General features: G+C 43.8%; 16 protein-coding genes. 5 read left to right on the top strand and 11 right to left on the bottom strand.

The features are described from left to right. Window positions 1–4: 4 nt before the first annotated feature. The 3 genes from ACYVRH_RS02640 to ACYVRH_RS02630 are packed head-to-tail and all read right to left on the bottom strand — an operon-like array spanning window position 5 to window position 3602. The gene (locus ACYVRH_RS02640; protein ID WP_461255380.1) at window positions 5–934 is read right to left on the bottom strand and encodes a M23 family metallopeptidase; all 930 of its coding nucleotides are present in this window, start codon (window positions 932–934) and stop codon (window positions 5–7) included. 12 nt (window positions 935–946) lie between these two features. Further along, window positions 947–3076, bottom strand: a complete 2130-nt coding sequence (gene recJ, locus ACYVRH_RS02635) for a single-stranded-DNA-specific exonuclease RecJ (protein WP_461255379.1) — start codon at window positions 3074–3076, stop codon at window positions 947–949. Between the two features lie 43 nt (window positions 3077–3119). Continuing rightward, the gene (locus ACYVRH_RS02630) at window positions 3120–3602 is read right to left on the bottom strand and encodes a flavodoxin family protein (RefSeq protein ID WP_461255378.1); all 483 of its coding nucleotides are present in this window, start codon (window positions 3600–3602) and stop codon (window positions 3120–3122) included. A gap of 129 nt (window positions 3603–3731) precedes the next feature. On the opposite strand from ACYVRH_RS02630, the gene ACYVRH_RS02625 reads away from it, so the two are divergent. After that, complete coding sequence (locus tag ACYVRH_RS02625) at window positions 3732–4613, top strand: Rpn family recombination-promoting nuclease/putative transposase (protein WP_461255377.1); 882 nt, start codon at window positions 3732–3734, stop codon at window positions 4611–4613. Between the two features lie 28 nt (window positions 4614–4641). On the opposite strand, the gene recO is transcribed toward ACYVRH_RS02625, so the two are convergent. Further along, window positions 4642–5496, bottom strand: a complete 855-nt coding sequence (gene recO / locus ACYVRH_RS02620; protein WP_461255376.1) for a DNA repair protein RecO — start codon at window positions 5494–5496, stop codon at window positions 4642–4644. Window positions 5497–5658: 162 nt separating this feature from the next. Here recO and ACYVRH_RS02615 point away from each other — a divergent pair, with 162 nt between their 5' ends. Continuing rightward, window positions 5659–5862, top strand: a complete 204-nt coding sequence (locus ACYVRH_RS02615; RefSeq protein WP_461255375.1) for a hypothetical protein — start codon at window positions 5659–5661, stop codon at window positions 5860–5862. A 57-nt stretch (window positions 5863–5919) separates the two neighbouring features. Here the strand turns inward: ACYVRH_RS02615 and ACYVRH_RS02610 are convergent, their stop codons facing one another. The 5 genes from ACYVRH_RS02610 to ACYVRH_RS02590 all read right to left on the bottom strand — a co-directional run bounded on the left by ACYVRH_RS02610 (window position 5920) and on the right by ACYVRH_RS02590 (window position 15608). Further along, window positions 5920–7881, bottom strand: a complete 1962-nt coding sequence (locus tag ACYVRH_RS02610) for a family 43 glycosylhydrolase (protein WP_461255374.1) — start codon at window positions 7879–7881, stop codon at window positions 5920–5922. A 76-nt stretch (window positions 7882–7957) separates the two neighbouring features. After that, window positions 7958–9055 carry a hypothetical protein gene (locus ACYVRH_RS02605; protein ID WP_461255373.1) on the bottom strand — a complete coding sequence of 366 codons (1098 nt, stop codon included), beginning with the start codon at window positions 9053–9055 and terminating at the stop codon, window positions 7958–7960. 55 nt (window positions 9056–9110) lie between these two features. Then, entirely contained in the window at window positions 9111–10958 is a 1848-nt protein-coding gene (locus ACYVRH_RS02600; RefSeq protein WP_461255372.1) for a glycoside hydrolase, read from the bottom strand. Window positions 10959–11026: 68 nt separating this feature from the next. Further along, entirely contained in the window at window positions 11027–12979 is a 1953-nt protein-coding gene (locus ACYVRH_RS02595) for a sugar-binding protein (protein WP_461255371.1), read from the bottom strand. A 109-nt stretch (window positions 12980–13088) separates the two neighbouring features. Continuing rightward, entirely contained in the window at window positions 13089–15608 is a 2520-nt protein-coding gene (locus ACYVRH_RS02590) for an InlB B-repeat-containing protein (RefSeq protein ID WP_461255370.1), read from the bottom strand. Window positions 15609–16235: 627 nt separating this feature from the next. On the opposite strand from ACYVRH_RS02590, the gene ACYVRH_RS02585 reads away from it, so the two are divergent. Continuing rightward, the gene (locus ACYVRH_RS02585) at window positions 16236–17198 is read left to right on the top strand and encodes an ImmA/IrrE family metallo-endopeptidase (protein ID WP_461255369.1); all 963 of its coding nucleotides are present in this window, start codon (window positions 16236–16238) and stop codon (window positions 17196–17198) included. A 38-nt stretch (window positions 17199–17236) separates the two neighbouring features. Continuing rightward, window positions 17237–17647, top strand: coding sequence for a hypothetical protein (locus ACYVRH_RS02580; protein WP_461255368.1), 411 nt, complete (start codon window positions 17237–17239; stop codon window positions 17645–17647). Window positions 17648–17686: 39 nt separating this feature from the next. Here ACYVRH_RS02580 and ACYVRH_RS02575 read toward each other — a convergent pair whose 3' ends face one another. Further along, entirely contained in the window at window positions 17687–19054 is a 1368-nt protein-coding gene (locus ACYVRH_RS02575; protein WP_461255367.1) for a YhjD/YihY/BrkB family envelope integrity protein, read from the bottom strand. Between the two features lie 649 nt (window positions 19055–19703). On the opposite strand from ACYVRH_RS02575, the gene mscL reads away from it, so the two are divergent. After that, a complete protein-coding gene (gene mscL, locus ACYVRH_RS02570; protein ID WP_461255366.1) occupies window positions 19704–20114 on the top strand; it encodes a large conductance mechanosensitive channel protein MscL in 411 nt (136 codons plus the stop codon). An 11-nt stretch (window positions 20115–20125) separates the two neighbouring features. Here mscL and mgtA read toward each other — a convergent pair. After that, on the bottom strand, window positions 20126–21528 hold a 1403-nt coding region (gene mgtA / locus ACYVRH_RS02565), incomplete at its 5' end, for a magnesium-translocating P-type ATPase (RefSeq protein ID WP_461255365.1).

Raw genomic sequence — 21528 nt, 5'->3', positions numbered from 1 at the left:
ATAACTAATTAAACAGTTTACTGATTAATAAATCTTTGTCAAGAAGAGGGCGCTCGACAAGTATGTCGGGGTCCGTGTTTTCCGTGCTCACGCGGATTTCCCAATGAAGATGCGGACCTGTCGCAAACCCCGTAGCGCCTGACAAAGCGACAATTTCTCCGGCTTCTACCATTGAACCTTCCTGCGCGATTACGCTGTCCAAATGGTAATACGATGAATAAACTCCCGGCGCAAGCTCGATAATTACCGTGTATCCCGTAAGTATCCTCATTCTTGAAAACACGACTTTTCCCCTGCCGCAAGCGGCGACTTCCGTCCCCTTTGGCACTCCAAAATCTACTCCCGCGTGAATAGATGTCACTTTTCTGCCGTCTGAATACTGATTAATTCTGCGTGTTCCATAAAGACTGGTTCTTCTTGTCGCGGTTACGGGAAGGACAAGTTTGCCCGGATTGTAAACTTCTTTTCCGGTGGTAGATAAAATTTCCCAAAGTTTTTCAGACTCTCTTGTTTTTTCAGGCGTAGGTTCACTGACTAATTTTGTAAGAGACGCATCAAGCTCAAGCGTTTCGGAGAGAAATTTTCTGGGCGTTAGTTTAACCGGAATTTCAAAAATAGTGCCGCCGGCATTGGTTAGCTTAATAATTATATTTTCCGCGTTAACTGTGGAAGGGATAGTTACAATAGCCGCATTAAATCCGGGTTTGCCGTTCTCCGCAGGAATATAAAAGCATCCTGCCTTTGCCACTTGCTTTTCGTTTACAAAAACAACTGCATCTTTTACATAGGTGTTTGTGCCGATTGATACCGGGTCTCCGGGACGGGGAGATTCGGGGACTATCGCGTATTTTGCTTGAGCTGAAACAACAGGCTGCCCGGCGCAATTTAAGAGTATTAAATTAATTAATAAAAGAATTATTACGCGCTTTTTCATTAATGCCTCCTATCAGTTTTTTTTCAAATCTAAAATCATCATTTGCGGCGTTTCATTGCCTTTGAAATAATCGCGAACAAGATTAAAAACAATGTCAACTTTGTCGTTAATGCCGAATTCTTTATTTGTTACGCGATCTGCGCTTTGCCAGTAAAGGGCGGGCCATTTATATTTTCCCGCGTCAAGCGTCATTTTTACGTGTTTTGCGTCAGGTTTTCCGATGAAATTAATGTCCTTAACGGTAATTTTTTTTGTCATAAAAACAAGCTGTTCGTTCTCATTGCCATAGGGTTCAAATCTGTCAACCAATTTTAAGATGTTGGGAGAAAGGTAATCATGCGGCAGTTCAGCGTCAATTTGTAAAATTTCCTCGTCAGGCTTATCGTCAAATTCAATTGCGCTTACAGCATTTTTTAAACGCTCCATAAAAATATCCCAGTTTTCCACGACGATACTGAAACCGCCCGCCGCCTGATGGCCTCCGCAGTCGATAAAAATATTGCCGCATTGTTCAAATAAAACTTGAACATTGTAGCCCCTTGTCGAGCGGATTGAACCTGTGCAAATTTCATCGCCCACGGAAATTGCCATTGCGGGGACGTTAAAAAGGCGTGCGGCGCGTTGTGCCATCAGTCCTGTAACGCCTTTGTTGATTTTTTCGCTGTAAACCAGAACAAACTTTTTTTCGTATTCATCAAAACTTTTATACGCCATAGATTCAATTATAGCCCAGATTTCCTCTTCCATGTCTTTGCGTTTTTCGTTCATAGACGCCAATTCCCCGGCAAGGCGTTCCCTTTTTAACAAATCTTTTTCAAAGAACAGAGCCGCCGCTGTTTCGGCTTTTCCCATGCGCCGCGCCGCGTTAATACTGGGGCAGAGTTTCCACGAAATATCTTTTGTGTCAAAGCGGCGGCCTGCGAGATCGAGTTTATGAATGAGCTGGGATAGGCCGGGACGCGGTTTTTTTTCTAAAGCTTCAAGCCCCCTTCTCACAATTATTCTGTTTTCATCTAACAGCGGCATAATGTCCGCTATTGTTCCAAGCGCGGCAAGCTGTATGTCGGCGTTTTCTTTTTCCGCGTCTTGAGCGTTTTTTTCTTTCAGCCGCGCATAGGACGTGAAAAGATTTACAAATACGTCAAGTTCGCTTAATTCCCTGTCGCTGTATTTCGCGATTTTTGAAAGCTCTTTTATCCGCAGTAAACTCGCCCCTGCGGTTTGCGGTATCTCTTTCCCTATTTGTTGGGAAATGTCCATCATTCCAATTTCAACGCCCCTGCCAAAAAGTTTTGTAAATATTTGTTTATGCAAAGCGGCATCCCAGCAAAGAATGTTCTGCCCTTCAAGAAAAGAAGGAAGGCGCGTCTCGCTGATTGAGATCATTCCCGGAACAATTGTTTCGATTAACGTATCAGTTACAATGAGGTTTCGCGTCTTTGCGATTTCAATGATCCACGCGTCATTTACCGGCCTTGTGTTTAACAGGCAGATTTGCTGACCGTAGAGTTCGCTTTTCTGCGCGAAACGAAGGGCGCATACCAGTTTAAAAGCGACGCCGCAACCGGCGAGATTTCTGAAAGGGTATGTTGAATTTTTTAGTTTTGGATTGACGATGACAAGGGCCTGCGGCAGTTCTTCCTGCGGCTCATGGTGATCCGTTACAATAACGTCGATGGAGAGTTCGTTTGCCCTTTTTATTTCGCCAAAGCGCGAAATGCCGCAATCAACGGTAATTATCAAAGTGCCGTCTTTGGCGGCGAAATTTTCAACCGCGTCAAGGGAGAGACCGTAAGATTCATCGCCGGTGGGGATGCGCCATGTTACGTCCATGCCTATGCTTTCAAGGTATCCGGCAAGGAGGACGGTTCCCGTAATGCCGTCAACATCGCTGTCTCCAAAGACAAGAACTTTTTCGCCTTCTTCTTTTGCGGCTAAGATGCGTTCTACTGCGTCTTCCATTCCGTCCATTGCAAAAGGGTTGCGAAGGGAGGTAATGTCGTCTTCAAGGAAGTAGCGGATTGAATCGCCCGTGTTAATGCCACGCCGCGCAAGTATCGAGGCGGTGAGCAGATCACAGCCGTATTTTAAAGAAATTTCTTTTACCTGCTCCGGGAGAATGTCCTTTTTGTCCCATTTCATCTAATTTTAAGATACAGTAAAAAAGAGAAAATTACAATGGAGTTTATACGGTACTAATGCTTTTTACCCAAGAAGCGATTTGCTCTTTTATTTTGTCATCTTTGGTTTTTGCGGGGTTGATGAAGTCGGCTTCGCTGATTATTTCATTTTTGGGGAGCAAGGCTCTAAATTTTTCAAGGGAGTCGCCTTTGCCGCCGGCGTGGCAGACAAAGAGAGCTATTTTTTTACCAGTTATGCCTGTTTGGGTAATAAAAGTTTTTATCGGAGCCGCCGGAGATGATGCCCAGACAGGCACTCCAAGAATTATTAAGTTATAGGCTGACGGATCAAACGTGTAAGGTTTAAGCGGCGGATTATTATGTGAGAACATTAGTCCGCAACACCAGAAAAACTTAAACGGCCCCCAACGTTTTTTTTCGCTTCTTACGTGTAATTGAATTATATCCGCATTTAATTTGTTTTTTATTTCTTCCGCCACAAAAGAACAGTTCCCGTCAAGGGAATAATATATTACCGCTGTTTTCATTTTTTTATGGTATGAAAAATTGTTGGAGTTGTCAATATCGCGTAAATAATATTTTATTCTTGAAGATTTAAAAATAACACAAGCAAAATGACGATTGCTTTTGTCTGTTTTTTTTGTTATGCTATTCTTATGGACTTTAAAATTCTTCCTCCCACGGACGACTGGATTTTTAAGCTTCTCTTTGGCGATGAACGCAATAAGAGCATGCTCATTGACCTGCTTAAAGCCTTTGTTGAACTGCCTCAGGAAGAATACGAATTGAGTTTTCTTGACACTTCCCTTAAACCGGAAAACGAGGATGAAAAACTGGGCATTTTGGACGTGAAGGTAAAAACAAAAACCGGAAAAGTAATTGATATTGAAATTCAGGTGAATCCTGAAAGAAACATAGGGCAGAGGCTTTCGTTCTACAAATCAAAACTTATAGTGGAACAAATAGGCAAAGGTGAACTGTACCACGTTATTCAAAAAGTAATATGTATTTGCATAACAAATTACGAATTATTTCCGGAAGCTAACGAATACGTAAATATTTTCAGGTTTACAAATAAAAAGAACGGGCTTATTTTTGAAGTAATACCTGAAGAGATATATACTCTGGAATTGCCGAAAGTTCCCGCGTTAAGCGACGGGAGCGCGGGCTGGGAATGGATGCAATTTCTGCGAGCCAAGCAGAAGGAGGAATTTGAAATGGTAGCGGTAAAAAATCCTGAAATACGGAAAGCGGTAGACACTCTGTATCAATTAAGCTCTGACGAGCAAGTACAGGCAGAACATGAAAGGCGATTAAAAGCCTGGCGGGATCGCGCATCCCAACTTGAAGGTTCCTATCTTGATGGTAAAAGGGATGGCAAAAAGGAAGGCATACAGGAAGGTAAAAAGGAAGGCATACAGGAAGGCAAAATGGATAAAGCCATTGAAGCTGCCCGAAAGATGAAGGCAGGCAATGTGCCTGTAGATCAAATAGTTGAATACCTCGAGCTAACCGAAGAGCAAATAAAGAGTTTGTAGTTAATTCTGTTAGGATATATTATTTCCCTCACCAATCCCAACTGTTCAACCTTTTCCCTATGGCGCTTGATAATACGGCGGTCACTAATGATTTGGCTTCATTAAAAGATTTTTTGTCCATCGAGTAACGGTGTATCCGCGCCGCCTCTAACGCGCTTACGGCGGAAAGCCATCTGCGGCTGCCGGGGTTGAGTTGTAAGAGGTTTTGTTGTTTTGCGGCGCAGTTTGTGACGGCGCTATTTGCGGCAACGCAACTAGAGCAAAAAATTGCGTCTTCGCGGGCGCTGTACCAAAGTGTGTTACCGTCTGTGCCGCTGTTGCTTGCTACGCTGTTGGTTGCGCTGTTGCCCGCGATTTTATTGTTGGCGTTGCTGTTTTTTGCAATGTTGCAATTTGCGTCTTTGCCGCAAGCGGCGCAGGTTTCTAGGTGGGGCTGTATTCCTAAAAAGCCTGACCAGCGCCATAGGAAATGAATCAGTAGCCTTTGGCATAATTCTTCATTGGCGGTTTCTAGCGTATCTAGGGTTTCTGTTGCAAGGGTTAACGCGGTTTGCCATTCGCCGCCGCCGCCGTGAGAGGAGAGGATTGTTTCAGCTATGGCGGCGGCGGTCATCGTTCTTTCGTAGAGTTCCCTTAAACCTGCACGCCATGAATGAACATCAAAATCTGTGATTTTAGCGTAGTCTTTTGATTTGTCGCGGTATATCCAAACTTGACCGGAGTTGTACGGCGCTGAATGTGCGCGAAGTTTGCTTTTGGGGCCGCCAAATACGGTGGCTTTTATAACGCCCTCTTCCGCAGCAAGGAGAGTTACTTCGCTGTTGGACTCTCCTGACGGGCGGTTTCTGAGGACTAAGGCTGTACAGACGGATGTTCTGGACATGGTTGGTTTATTTTAACATGGATTTGACTTTTATTTGGTTTATTTGGTGACAGTCACCTTTTTACGATTCCTGTGGTGACAGTCACCATTATCCGCCATTATCCCATTATCACCATTGACAAACTAAAAAGTTAATATAGAATATAAAACAAGAGGTAAAATATGGATATACAAGTTGTTTTAGCTTTAGTTACTCTTGTTGGAAGCATCGCCATCGCTTGGGGTGTTTCTGTTGCAAAACAAAGAACACTTGAAATACGCCTTGGCGTTATCGAAAGTGAACATAAAGCGGATCACGATCTGCTTATAGAGATAAAAACCAAATTGGATATACTTTTGAGTAACTACACAAGACAGAATAATTAAATTAGTGACAGTCACCTTTTTAAATTGGTGACTGTCACCATAGGCGTTAATTCCTTTTTACGGCAAAAATTGCCATTGGTCAAATTCGAAGCCATTTTTGTGGTGGCTTGCTTTCATGTTTGTGGTCGTTATGGGATTTGCGCCTAGACTGCTGTAGAAAACGAAAACCAAGTTGTGAACGCCGGTTATGGGCTGGTCTAAGTCAACTGTTACCGATGTGTATTTGCCGGATTCGCCGGGTTTGGCTTTTATTTGAACGCGGCCTACTACGGTGCCGTTTTTAATGCGAGCGGTATTTGTGCCGTCCAGATTGCCGGTGTCCGAGGTTACTCCGTCTCCTATGGGGTCAATGCGTAACTCTATCGCGCCTACATAATCAGCGGGAGTGTCGGGAGTGCGGACGCGGACTAGGAGTTTGTTTGCTCCTACATTGCCGAAGTCTACGCCGTAGAGGGCTACCCAGTCGCCGGAGTCAATGGCTGTTACTAACATTCCGTTGCTGGCGCCGGAGTCGGGGCGGGTGAAGATGCCGCCTTGTATGCCTATTGTCTCTGCTTCGTTGGGGATGTAGGGGTTTAAATAGCCGTCTTGATCAACGCCTTTTCTGGTCATGGTTACGGGCGAGAGAGCGCCTGTGGAGGCGTTTACGGTAACCCTGTCCATGAACGAACTGCGGAACCTCATGTTAAAGCCCATCGCTTGCGCCACTTTAGAGGCGTGGTACACAATGTAAGTTTTGTCCCTGAATTGGAAAATGCAGTGGTGGTTGTTCTGGTCGCCGGAGCCAAGTTGGCTTGAGGGCGAGTTCAGTATTCCTATGGGGTTGCTGTACACGCCAAAAGGTTCAGTGGCTGTCATGTAGGCGATTTGGGTGTTCTGCAAATTATATTTGCTTGAGACGCTGTTGGTAACATAAGAGTAATAATAGCGGTCGTTCATATACGTGATGTCGCTGGCTTCAAATAGAAAAGGGACAACCCAAGTTTCGGGAATACCGGCAAGACTGATCATGTCGGCGCTGAGACGGACGCGGCGGGCGTTTCCCGGGTCTTCTCCAGAGCCGCCGCCGCCAAAGACCATGATGCCCTGACCGTTTTCATCCACCGTTACGCCCGGGTCGAAGAGGTATTCAACATTAGCGCAGTTTTCGGTTTGGCGGTCGATGAGCAGTTTGGGCAGGGGAGATTTCCAGGGGCCTGTCGGGCTGTCTGCGGAAATTACGCCTATGCCGTTGCCGCTGTTGGCAAAGTAGAGAAAGAACTTAGGCTTTCCGCCGATTGTTTTCCATGTTGCGCAAGGCGCCCATGATCTGGTTTCAAAACTGGTTACGGGAGGTACCATTGGATAGAGCGGGTTTGTCGAAGTGGGAATATTGCCTACGTTAATTAACCCGTGATCCGTCCAGTTTGACAAATCCGAAGATGATATGGCGCGAACACCTTGAATCCCGTCTGCGTAAGTCATTTGTATTACCTGCCCCGCCTCGTTGTACATTAGGCTGTCATTGCTGGCAAACACATAGAGGCGGTCGTTGTACGCCATTGCGGTGGGGTCTGCGCCGAAGCCCTGAGTAATTAATGCGTTGCGGTGCCCCCAGACTTTCCATGAATTGGAAAGATTGGCGGGGAAACCGTCCGCTGTTGAAAAAAGAGAGGCGAGGTTTTCGGCGGAAGGCTGATCCTCTATTTTGGGGACTTCCACAGACCATTGAGCCGTTACAGTAAAATTATTCCCAGTGATGACGGACGCAGACGTGTATTTAGTAGCGCCGTTAAACCAGCCGTCAAAGGAATAGCCTAAACGTAAGGGGTCGGACGGCCATTTTGCGCCGGCGGAAGTGCCGCTGGTAACGGTGATTGAAGGAATAGATTGAGCGCCTGAGTAGCCACCGTTAAATGAGACCGTGATGTTTTCCGGAGTGGGAGGTGGAGAGGGAGATTCATCGGAGTTGGAAGAACAGTTAACCGCCAACAACACAAGGGCGACAAGCACCATACTAAAAATAATTCTTTTTTTCATAGTTTTATCCCTTATTTTGGTGACTGACACCATTTTCCATTTTCACTCGGTGTCAGTCACCTTTTTTCATTTTTTTTTAGAAGGTGAATACCGTTCTAAGATTGAAAAATTGCGTTTGTTTATCTTTATCTGCGGAGATAGGTTCGTTCTCAAATGAATAAACAAAAGCGATATACGTGTTGGGGGCAAAGGTTAGCCTTATCTGAGGCTCGATGTTCCAGAGCTTGTATGGAGTGTCCCTTACGGCGCTGTCACCGTAGTCTATACGGAAACTGCCGGCGGCGCCCACGCTTAACCAATCTAAAACATTGTAATAAAAACTAAGTCTTGTCCAAAGTTCCTGACGCTGAACGCCGGTATGGTAACCGAGGCGAAGCTGGGCGGTAAATTCCGGCGGCGCCAATTGGGCGTAGAACCAGTTCTGATAATTTACGATGTCCGCATCATCCGTGCCAATACCCTTCCACCAGCCGTTAACCCAGATTGAAAGACCGTCAACTACTTTTCTAAGCGCCCTTTCCTCAAAGCGGTACATCAATTGGGTGCCTTCGCTCTCCATGTTATAAACGTCAGATTCTCCGTCCAGACGGTATGAAAAACGCGCGTGGAAATAGTCGTTGGTGTACGCTATGCCAAGCACCGATTCCATTAAGATGTCAACAAGGGTATTTTTTTCGGGATAGTAATTTGCTTCCTGCCAAGTGTTCAATACAAAACCTACATCAAGACCGGGAATAAAAGCGGGTTTATATTCCGTTCTAATACCTAGCTGATTGTCCAATTCCTGCCAAATATCAGGGCCGCCGGCTGACCAAGGGGATTCCCCAAGCCTGCCGATTACTATGCGCAGTTGTTCGTTAAAAAAATTGCCGTAGGCAAAAGCAAACGCCCACTGGTTTGGCTGGGTCATTGACCATGCTGTTTGTTCAAAACGGACTTTCATGCCAATGATGTCTTTTTTCATTTCTATATTCATTCTGAAACGCCCTTCGTTGGAGCCGGCATCGTCATTGTTATGTATTCTTGCCCTTTCATAGACTTCCTGACCGGGCGCTTCCACTTTTTGCCAGAATAAACCGGTTTTCATCTCGCCGGAAACTTCCAGCGTTTGAGCGTACACAACGCCTAATGTTCCCAATACGATAAAAATGACCGCAAATATTTTTTTTATCATTTATTTCTCCTTAAATGGTGAGTGTGGAGTGGGGACTGCTCCCCACTCCCTATATTTATTTAATGAACTTTAATGAAACTATGCTGTTGGCAGGCAGGTTGAAGTCTGCCGCTGTTCCGTCACTGGTTAAAGTAACAAGAAGGGGCGCGTGTTTTCTGTCGTTGTCGGAAATAATCCCATAGACGTAGTTAGCCGCGCCGAAATCGGCAGGGAGGCTTACCCTTATATCCGCTGCTACGCCGCCTGATGTTTTCTGATTGAATATTACAAGGCTAATCGAATCTTCCTGTTTCTTTACCTGTCTTTCCCAATAGGAGGTCGGTGACGCTTTTCTGCGGTATGCCGAGGCTTTTACAAAAACTGTTGACGAGCCTTTGCCGGTAGCGGTCTGGTCGTTAGCGTTGCCGCCATCCGAATGGCCCGAAACAACAGCTGGTATGCGCACAGTGTCTGTGGCATATTTTGCCCAGTGGGACATAACCCAGCCGCGCGGCTGAACTTCGCCGTTGACGGTTCCGTAGGCGTTATCGCCGACCATAGAGTAGTAGCGTTTTAAGTACCACCACACAAAGGCGTTGGTGCTGTTAACCCTGATAACATGGTCAATTTCTTCTGCGCACAGCCACACGTAGTTCCAACTGTAGTCCTGAGCTTCCAGACCGGAGCCTGAGTTGATGTTATGCTCGGTCATCCAGACTTCTTTTCTGCCGCTGGAAGTGTCCGCCTGCACGTCAAGGTAGGGGCCGTTCATACTTCCGTAAATATGGTAGGAGTAAATGTCAACAAGGGCGTTTGCCGTGGCGTTATTTTTAACCGCGTCGTTCCATGTAATATTCTGATGAGGCTCTCCGCTCATGACCAATACAGATTCAGTCGGCAATCCGCCGCCGTAGCCCGGCACATTGTCCATGAATTTGCCGACATTTCTATTCAGAAAGAAATCCAACTGCTGCTGAGAAGACCACTCGCAACCGGCGTAAGAGGCCGGCCATGACGGTTCGTTCTGAAGTGAAAGAGTGTAAATTGGGGCGCCGTAGCGTTTCATATCGGAGGCATAAGTTTTAAGATATTGGGCATAATCCGCGTAATACTGGGGCAGAAGGTATGAAGGGGACGTGCCCGCTTCCGAAGCGTTAACTTTCCATGCGGCAGGGGGAGTCCAGGGGCTTGCAAGAACATAGCCGCCGTACTTGTTCACCCTTTTGACCACTTCCAAATAAGTAATTTGGTTGCCCATTTGGGGTTCAACTTGACCGCTTATAACATCTTCCAGAGGATTTGGCCAGATTATGATACGCAGTATGTTATAGCCAAGCCCGGTATCAGGATGAAACATGGTGTCTATGTCTTTTAATTCTATATAACGCGCAACACCTGTGGGATTTATTCCAAAGGCGTTTGACATTCCGCCAAAGCCTCGGACATACTGCTGGTTAGTGCTGTTAACGGTAACGGTAACAGTGGGAGCAGAAGGGGCAGTTTCAAGAATCCTAATCCGCGCGGGGTTGCTGGCGCTTTTATTTGGAGTAAGTTCTCCTTTAGTATTGGTAACAACCGCATAATAGATGCCCGCTTCTGTCGGAGTAAAGGTTTCGCTTGTCTTGCCTTCTAAGATAGTGCCGTTAGCATTTGAATAACTATTGTTTGAGAACCACTGATATGTCTTTGTTCCGCTGTCGCTTACAGTGGCGGCTACTCTCAACGGTTGAATTTCCGGACTGGCACCCACGTAATCGACGCTGGTGGGGTGTATGGTGATAACGGGCAATGCCGATGTAGCTGTTGTTGTTACAGGGCTGTCCGGATCGGTTTTCGTACTGTTATCTTCGCCGATACATGCCGTAAAGAGCAATGCCAGTACCAACAATGGAATTGCCACAAATAACCATTTTTGTTTTTTCATATTTTATTCTCCTTAAGAGTGAAATAAACCCCCGACTATGCCGGGGGTCAAAAATTCTTTAAATTTACTTAGGGCTTTGCCACTTTCAATGTTATAATGCCGAAGCTTCTTACTTGCGTATACGCCTGGCTGGTAACGCCGTTCCATGTAAGGATACCGTCGCGCACTGTTTCCGAAGAACACGCGTTAACCTGCAATTCAAGACCGACATTCGCGCCGTCTATTACTTTGCCGTCCGCGTCAAAAACAGTGTTGATGTCGGCTGCGGCGTATTTTTTTACCCACTGGGCGCGCATGATGACCACATAACCGGTTTGTTTAGCGCCGTCCATCTTTATCCACACGTTGACCTTCTTATCAATCTGGAATTGTGTTATTGAATTGAAGTACGGGTTATCGGGCGGGTTACCCTTTTCGCCGGAAAGCCATATCGTGCCGTCTGTGGCATTGGGCAAGCCTACGCGGTACTGGTTGCCGTAGTTGCCGACTTTGTAGGACTGGAATCTTTCGTTAATGAACAATTCCACCGAATCGCGGGTATGGGCATCGCTGGGGACAGAATTACTTGATACTGTAACATCAGTACCCGGAGAATATGTAGAAGCCGCGCCGGAGCGAGAGGCGGTACGCACTTTGTCCGCGCCGTCATTATAATCCTTAAAGTCTACATCCCAGTACACCCAGAGTCCGTCATCATCCCAGAGCGCCTTTGCCCTTGCCGTTGTATGCTGTCCGGCTTCTGTCGCGAACCATCCGGCATAGTCTTCCGCAGTGTTAACGCGGCTTATATCCAGCCACTCTTCATCGCCCCAAATCGGGTCGATGTATTGTTTATTATTCTCGTCATCGGGATCGACAAGACTCGGGGTGCCTTTGTAAACGGGCGCCCAGCTTTTTGTGACAATCCTTATACGGTAGTATCTGGTAACATTAGTGTTTGCCGATACTACCTTGACAGCCACGTCCGACTGGTCGGGTGGGAAATTAAATAATTCGCCTGCAGTATGCGCCTCAAATGTTGGCGGGGTATTGCTGGTATATTCATCCATTCCGATGCTTGCCCATGTAACCGTAGCTTCACTGTCTGTCGACTCTATGGTTATGCTGAAGCCTTCCGGCGGCATAAGTTCGTCTGTCTGGCAGGCGCCGCGTTGGGCTGCAGTAAATGTCGACCAAGATGTTTTAGACGATCCAAGTCTGCTCGCCGCGGATTCGCCGATAGTTAAGCTTTTCAATGTCGCGTCACGCCCAATTTGAACGCTGAATTTGTAGAAATTGAATCTCTGTCCGTTTTCCGCAGTTACCTTAACCCAGAACGTATTGCCGTCCGCAAAGGTATAGGTACTATTTGCACTAAAACCTGTCGGCTGGCCGCTGGTTGTCATAAGCGCGTATTCAACTGTCGCCCTTGAAAAACCGGGAGTTCCCTCTACATGGGCATCTGTTTTAAGCGAGTTGCTTAAGGCTAACGTGCCGTTTGTAATACCCTGCGCATTCCATGTGGTTCCCGGACTGCCAAGTTCGGCATCTACACCTTCGACTACTAAAGTTCTTAAGGTGGCATTGTCGCTCAGCAGAAGTATGCTAAATCGGTAATAATTGACGCTTCCGTTCTCTGCCGTTACCTTGACATATAACGCCTGTCCTAAGGAAACCCTAGGCAGGGTAGTATCTGCAGAATATTCAGAAGGCACATCAAAACCGGATGCCAAACCAAATGTGGCAGTTGCTTTGGCTGAAACTGTAACGGTGACTGTTATGGTTGCAAGTGACGCCTCATCGTTCATATAGACGGTTCCCGTATACTTTGGATCGGAAAAATTGCTATCAGTCAAATCCGCCTGGGAAATGGGGTCAGGAATTTTATCCGGCTCTTTGTCTTTGATAGTGATGGCAGTAAGGGTCTTTTCCGCGCTTTTCGCCGCTGTTGTTGTGCCGTTATCACAACTTAACGCAATACCGCCAATGAACATTACAGCCATGAAAATTATTCCAATATTTTTAAAAAATTTCTTAGTCATGTAAACTCCTCTTAAAAATAGGGGCTTCTTTACGAAGCCCCAAAAAAACCTCTTGAAAAACCCGACCCCGTTGCCGGGGACGGGCTTTTGTTACAATAAAACGCGGTGATTAATCCTCTTCGTAGAACGAAATGTTTCTAGTTACTACAGCAGCGGTGCCAGAGACTTTAATAAAGGCTGATGCTCCGGCTTCGCCCCACAATTTATCGGAGCGCGGATCCAATACTTCGATTGGCTCAACACCGGTTCCGCCTACAAGATAAATGTCCTTGTATGAGACCGGTACTGTAGGACTAGTCCCTCCGCCTGGACCAATCAAGCCCATGCCAAGAATAAAGATATTGGTGTCTTCACCGGTATTTTGTTCGTCCCAAGCTGCAAACATAGGCTTTACATTATAATTACCAGAAGTATTGAAAGTAAATGTGTACTCTTTCCAACCGTCAGCAGGGGCAAAGGTTGCTGATCCGCCAATACCGGAGTCTCCAAATAGACCTCCATCACCAGAAGCAAAATTAAAACCAGTTTGTGGCATATTACCATTATTCATGTTAGGCGAATTCGCATTAGTCTGCGGCCAATAATTCTCAACAGTAGTATCCCCCCATTTATCCTTGCTCCACATGCCCCATACGCGCCACCTACCGGACGTTTGTGTAGATACTTTTGCCTTAAATTTTATTCCGGTATAGATGAGGTCGCCGCTAGCATCTGTCAACGTTACACCGTTCGGAATTTCAAACCCATAAGCGGCCACGCCTACACCGCCATTGGCCATTGTAACAGTGTCGACAAATCCGGGAGGTATTGTATCCGTCCACCTTGCCACTAAAGCAATGCTTTCAGTTTGGGGTTCACCAGGGTTTACCTTGGCATCGCCGTTAAACCATCCCACTAAGAACATGGGCGTATCCTCGGTGGACCTGTCCGGAGTAGCCGGCCAGCTTGCCGCTGGTACGCCGTAACCGGGATATCCCGCTGCCGCGTTTTTAGCCCAAAGATCTTCCACATCCGCAATTGTCGTAGCACCTTCATAATTGTAATCAAATGATACTTTATACCTAGCCGCCTTATAGAATTTAACGGATGTAATTGTAACGGTAAAGGTACCATCAACACCGGAATTTTGGTAGTCTGTAAGTTGGAACCCGCCCTCACTGTATCCGGTTTCATATACTAAGTATGTCTGATTCGAAAATGGGAGATAAGTGTTGGAACTTGCAAACCTGCCGCCGGTAACAAACTGGGCGTCGTTACCTCCATAAACATGTATCTGGGTATTTTGCCACGTCGAAGTAGTATTCGTGTATGTATAATCTATCCTGTAGTAGTCGTATAAGAGAGTAGTGCCATCAGTATCAAAAACTTCATCAGGGAACGAGTACAAGAATTTGGCGCCGCCTGCGGCCTTTGTAAAGGTTATAGAGCCGTTCGCGTTAAGCGTGGAGCCGTTGGCATCACTTTTTACTTCAAGCAAGGGCCTGTTGTGAACAAGAACGCCGTCCACTACTTCCGGCGTGCCGCCAATAAATTCCCACATCGCATACACTTCAACAGAAGCGGTAATTTCGGTGTCTTCGGTAAACACTGTCTCTTCAGGATCATCATCATCTCCAAATGTCGCTAACAGATTCCACCCCAAGAAATTATAGTATGGTCTTCCTGTAATAGTGGGCAAATCTATATCTTCACCAGCTAAGGTCTTTTCCTCGCCAGCATATTCAACTTCAATAAATATTTCCGGTCTGCTGGGATCGGGAGAATCGGAAGCGTTTTTGTTGAATTTAATAACGTACCCTGGCACCCACACGGCGTATACGGTAATGTCTCCAGCAACAATAGTAAGACCGGGCGTACCTGCGGGACCTGCTTTAAATATTTCGCCTGTTCCGTCTGCTTTTGTATTGTAGCCTCTGAAAACGAATCCCGGCCGTGTCGGCTCCGTTGTCGGATAACTTGTTACAGTCTGACTCGGGCTTGAAACCGTTCTGGTAGCCGGATTTGGCGCGGTGCTTCCTTCATCGGTGGTGTTTTTGTCAAAGGTTACGGTGTAAGACCACTCTGCATCCGGTTTTACCGTCCATTTGGCATACAGGTTCGTGTTTTCGGTAACCGTATCGGTATTGAAATCCCACGCGTTTGTGCAGGCTTCTTCCTTGTACCATCCGCCAAAGTCATGAGTCTCTCTAACAGGAGCTGTAGGCGCGGTTATTTTACTGCCTACTTCTACTTCTCTTTCGGTGGGGTCCCTGCCGTCATTAGTATGGAAATAAACGGTAACCATCTCTAATCCCTCAGGAGCAGTCCACTTTGCGGTTAGGGTAATATTCCCGGTAACAGTATCGCTTGCGAAGTTCCACTGCGTTCCGCTTCCACCGTCTCTGAACCATCCGTCAAAAGTATAACTTTTTGTGCCGTCATTACTTAATCTGGTGGGATTCGTCGGCGCGGTTATTTTGGCGCCGGACGCTACCCCTGTTTTGGGAGCTACATAGCTGCCTCCGTTGCTGTCAAATGTAACGGTATAGGTTGTTGCCGGCGTGGTCGGTTTTGACGTTGTTCCGTTATCGCAACTTATCATGGCAAATACGGTAAGTATCGCCATAAAACCAATAAGTACTTTTCTCATCTTTTCCTCCAATATAATTATTTTAGGAAGACTGTCCTTTAGCAGGTACGAAAATTAAGTTACGCGCAACGCGCGCATTTTTTTTGAGACGGCGGAATTATTCCGTTCGTCATCTTCTTCTTATTTACCTGAATTCCGCGTGTGTAGAAAAAGCCGTCCAGTACTGCGGCTCCAAGTAATGTTATCCTTTAGTATTATATATAGCTTTTCTATTATTTGTCAATAATTTTTGTAAATTTCTTGTAATATTTTGTTATATGTATAGGGGAATTTACCTATATGGAAAAAAGGGGGTTAATCCGTAAATAGCCATTAATTATGCAACAACATTTAGTCATAATTTAAGAAAAAAATTCGGAATTTCGTCATTTTTAACGTTTTAGGTAATATATTAAGAAAAATGCAAAAGATAAGGAAAAATTTTTTTCGTTAATTTTTGCAGATACTACTTGATTTTAAAAAAAAAATAAGTCATAATGATATTGGTTTCTTAAAGGGTTTTAAAGGTTTCCTAGATTGTTATTGTTTCTAAACACGTATGAAGTGGGAATTTAAGCTTACCCTCCCGGCTAGGCTTATAATGGATTTGGGAGAAATCCGTTATTACAGTTAGGAGAAGTGTAAGCAATGTCTGCGGTTATTAATTCATCTCAAGCGAATGAAGGTCATTATGAGACTACGGCTAGTACGACTGATACGAATAGTACGGCTATTTCATCATTTAAAGCTTATCCAAAGGCTCTCGAGAAATTTAGAGAAACAAGAGAAATAAGAGATTTATTGTCTGATTTCTATTCAATTTTTCCTGATATTAAATGGCATGTAAATGAATTACTCATTAAGGATAATTACGCTAAGACTAACTATACAAGAAATCCATTAGTAAAAATTGAACATATAGCAAAAAAATTGGGGCTTAAGATAATATCACTTCCATTTGATAATTGCGTTAATATATTGAGAAAATATATTGATAAAAAAAATATTCCAAGTGCACTTATCTCTAAACATGCCTTTATTGTTTATAAAGAGGCGATAATCTTTATTAATAAAAAAGATAAAATTGAAGAAAAACTTTTTTCAATTGCACATGAAATTTTTCATTATATTTTTTGGAGAGAGCAAGACAATAATATGGCTAAAATTGCTGAGAAGAAAAATATTTGGACTAAACAACTTGAAGAAAAACCAAATATTAACAGCCTTAAAACAATTCAAGCTGATTTTGCGGCTCGTGATAATAAAGAAATACAAAAAGATTATATAGCTTTTTTCAGTGGTGGTACTCATTTAAGACATACTAATGTTAATTTTAATTTTAATTTTAAAGAATTTATTAATGATGCGCTTAGAAAAGATACATCAGATATTATTGAAGATGAAATAGCTGATTATTTTGCCGCTAATTTACTTGTCCCTACAGAACGTTTCATTTTATGGGAAGATAAGTCAGATCAGGAAATAGCTAAGGCGTTTAAAACAGTCGAAGCATGCATCCAAAAAAGAAGAACAGAAGTAGTAAATGAACTTAATATAATGAGACCCAAAAATCTATCATCAGGTATTAACTTGGAAAAGGTTGCCCAATAGCGTATATTTAATTTCATCTTTTGGGGGCAATTTTTTTTATGGACAATAGAAAGTTCGAAAAGCTTATATCAAGTCTGGTAAAAAAGAAGAATATCAACAAGCCGTCAGCAGCCGCATTTTTTAACTTTCATGATTTAGGTTCACGTTGGTGTGAAGACTGGACGACAATATTTAATCAGATTTTAGATGATATAAAAGCCGGAAATAATTACAAACTCGATGAAGATAATAAAGAAGGAAATTGCGTAGCAAAGCTCCTTGCAAATGGAGTAGATTGGCTAGCAGTGTACTTTACACCAAAAGACGGAAATTACAACATATACATGATAAAATTAGAAAACTCTGATGATGTAATGCGAAAAAATTACCGTTCGCTTTTTCATCGCTCCCATCAAGGTATTAAAAGAGGCCATAACGGAGTTGAGTATTTTCATTTACACAAAAAATAGGATACTACGGGCATATCTATTCACTATTTGACATATTCTCTATTGCTTAACCAACGCGTCAAACTGTTCGTTCCTTGTTTTTAACCGCTGAGACATAAGCTCCATGAGCGTTCTGTCCATAGAAATATCGTATTTTAACATTTCATCAAACAAAGGGGGCGGTAAAACAAACGCCGTAACTGCGGTTTTTGCCTTGGCGGTCGCGGTGCGGTTTTCGGAGAGAAGGTGTCCCATTTCTCCGAAAAAAGCTCCTTGTTGCAGGGTGGCAGGTTTTTCACCGGAATTTTCATCCGATACAAAAATGTTTACCTCGCCTTCAAGCAAATAAAAAATATCGTTTCCCTCATCGCCTTTAAAAAAAATAACCGCGTTTTTAGGATACGTATGCAAATATTTTTGCAATTTACCTTTTTCTGAAAGAAACAATAAATGCTCAAACCCGGGACGGTCGACATTCATTCTGGCTTGACGGAACCGTAAAAAAAGAAGAGCGTCAAAAGAATCAAGCACCTTTGTCAGTTGGGCGCAAGAGAAGAAAAACATAAAAAAGAAAAACACGTTCACCAGTAAAAAGATAAGACTGCCCAGCGCCCCGTAAAGAAAATTATATTTGGTCTGATTAAGGAACATGGTCATAATTCGGGAAAAAACGGTATAGGAAAAGGCAAAACATAAACTTCCCCAAAAGGCGGAAATACGGCTGGGGCCGTTGGCAATAATGAAACGGCAGACAAAATAAAAAATAAAAAACAGAAGAAAAAACGAAACCCCCCAAATATTAATAAAGGACTGTATTTTAGAAAAAAAAGCCGTGTCGGTAAAAAGGCTGAAAAACTCATAAATTTTACGGGCTGTCGCGGAGAAAAAAATCATCAGTATTGCGCCAATTATTACGGACAATTCCACAATAAGGACAATTAGCAATTCAACTATGGGATTCCTTTTTTGCGTACCTGTAAAAATAACTTTTAAACCCCGCTGTAAGGAAAGGATAAAAATTCTTCCTGCCCAGAAAATTCCAATTGCCGAAACTAGGCCGGCTATTCCGCGAAGCCGCATACCGCTTTCAGCAATGGAGGACAATTCTTTTGCAAGCCATGTTTCATCCAGCACGCCGTTTAAGAAGGGAACATTTGACACTAACTGCGTCAGAACCGCTTCTCCCCGCGCATTATTGGCGCCGCCTATCAATGAGTGAAATGCGGAAAAAAGAATAAATGACAGCAGCATCAGTACCGGAGCGGCTGAAAGCAGAAAACCGTAAGCGCAGGCGGAGGCATGGTTTCCCAGACTGTTTTCACCAAATAATTGCAGGGTAATAACCAGCCGTTGTAACAGAGTTTTGCCTGATAATGATAAATGAGAAAAAAACTTTTTTCCGTGTTTATCCAAAAAAATTTGTTTCACCGCATTTATAATACAGGATCAATCCAACTATGAAAAGTCAGGCAACAGCATACGCCCGGTGGTGCAGTTTTTCCAATTTTGCGCACACAGCGTGCGCATAGCACTTCCTATTTTTCTATGACGGAAATAATTTTGTATTTAATTTTTGTATTATCGACATGACTGCATTTGAAAATATACTTTGCTTTAGAAACACTTGATGCTGAAATAATAGTCCCGCTGGCGCCAGATAGTAATTTTGTATTTTGATTTATTACTTGATATTTTACTGAATAAAGAGCCATAAATAACAACCGCCTTTCTTATATTATAACAGAAATTATGAATTAATGTAAGGTACTTTTTAGAAAAAATGTCATAGAAATATCGGTTTTATCAGCTAAATCAGCCCGTGATAACTGCTTCTGGGAGCGGAAAAACTTGATATTTTTACTTAAAACCTCCTTGAGTTCCTGTTCTTCTATATAATACGATTTTTAATACATTAAATCTTTATTTATTTTTTGACAAGTTGAATCAAAAGCGTAGTGTGGATGCGGGGGGATTAATAACCATAAAATAAATCGTTATATATTATTTTTCTCCAAACACTTCAAATTTTAAATTGCTATATTTTATTAAGCATTCTTGATCAAGGAGATACAAAAGCATGAAAAAGTTTTTGAACGACTTTAAAGATTTCGCCCTTAAGGGGAATGTGCTGAATCTGGCAGTTGGCGTAATTATCGGCGCCGCTTTTCAAGGCGTGGTTAGTTCCCTGACAGAGAATATTCTTTCGCCAATTATCGGTTTATTGACAAGGCAAAATTTCGATTCCCTAAAACTGAATGTGTTGGGTATAACTCTCAAATACGGAGCTTTCATTACCAGTGTTATAAATTTCTTTATTATGGCTTTTGTGGTTTTTCTGATTGTCAGGATAATGAATAAAATCCTGACTATCGGTCAGGAAAAACCAAAAACTCCCGTGCCGGTGAAAAAGAAGTGCGCATATTGCTTTAGCGAAATAGATATTAAAGCTACGCGCTGTCCTGCTTGTACTTCTCTATTGGAAAGTTGATGGTGCGATAACTACAGTAATTCCCCATAAATCCACACAAAGATTTTTTTCATCACAGTAGCCAATACCATATACGCAAGGATAGTGCAAATCAGCCAGGGGAAGTACATAAAAGGCAGACGGGTCATGTCCAATTGCTTTCCAAGCCATGTGTAAGGAATAATTGTCCCAACGGCAATACCCAATGTTGTAAGCAATCCAAGTTGCCATGAAGCGCGGCTGTGGAGGAACGGAATCTTTGGAGTACGGATCATGTGAATAACCAAAGTCTGCGACCATAGCGATTCTACAAACCAGCCTGTATGAAAAAGAGCCATAAATAAAACTTGCGCATCAGAGTCTAATGACGCCCAAGGGCCTCCGGTAACAAAGGGACATATATAGAAGAACATTAAAAGATATGTAGTTATGTCAAATACGGAACTTGTCGGACCTATCCATAACATAAAATGGCTTATGCTTGTCGCGTCCCATTTTCGCGGTCTGCGCAAAAACTCTATATCAACATTGTCCCAAGGGATTGCAATGCAGGAAATATCGTATATTAAATTGAGAACAAGTATTTGAATAGGCAGCATGGGCAGGAACGGCAAAAAGGCCGAAGCCGCCAAAACGGAGAACATATTGCCGAAGTTGGAGCTTGCTGTCATTTTAATATACTTGATTGTGTTGGCGTAAGTTTTTCTGCCTTCTACTACGCCTTCTTGCAACACCATCAAGTCTTTTTCCAAAAGAATGATGTTAGCTGATTCTTTCGCAATATCCACCGCAGTGTCTACCGATATGCCGACATCAGCCGCTTTCATTGCCGTAGCGTCATTTATTCCGTCCCCCATAAAGCCGACTGTATGCTTGTTTTTTCGCAAAGTGGTTACAATTCGGGCTTTTTGGTTAGGTGAAAGTTTTGCGAAAATATCGGTTTCTTCCACCGCTTTTGCCAGTGCTTCATCGCTCATTGCTTCAATCTGCGAGCCTAACAAAATATGTTGTATATCCAAGCCGACATTTTTGCATACCGTTACCGTTACCGCGTCATTGTCGCCTGTAAGCACTTTCACCCTAACGCCAAATTCGTTAAGGGCTTTGATTGCGGCTCTGGCGCTGTCTTTGGGAGGATCAAGGAAGGCAAGATAACCGACAAAGATCATGTCGTTTTCATCCGCGACAGAAAGAGCCGCGCTGTTGGTATTGAGAGGTTTGCGCGCGAGTCCCAATACCCTCATTCCCTTTTCATTAAGATCATAGCACATGTCGATTATCTTTTTGCGCATATCGTCACATAACGGGGATGTGTCATCGCCTTTCTCGGCTTGTGTCGAGATTGCCAGCATTTCTTCGATTGCGCCCTTAGTGATAAGCTCAATCTGCCCAGTTTTGTCTTCTACCGCTACGCTCATTCGGCGGCGGTTAAAAT

The sequence above is a fragment of the Treponema sp. R80B11-R83G3 genome, assembly GCF_054786115.1.
Note: the sequence above shows the minus strand (reverse complement) of the source record. Positions and strands in the feature narration are given on the sequence as shown.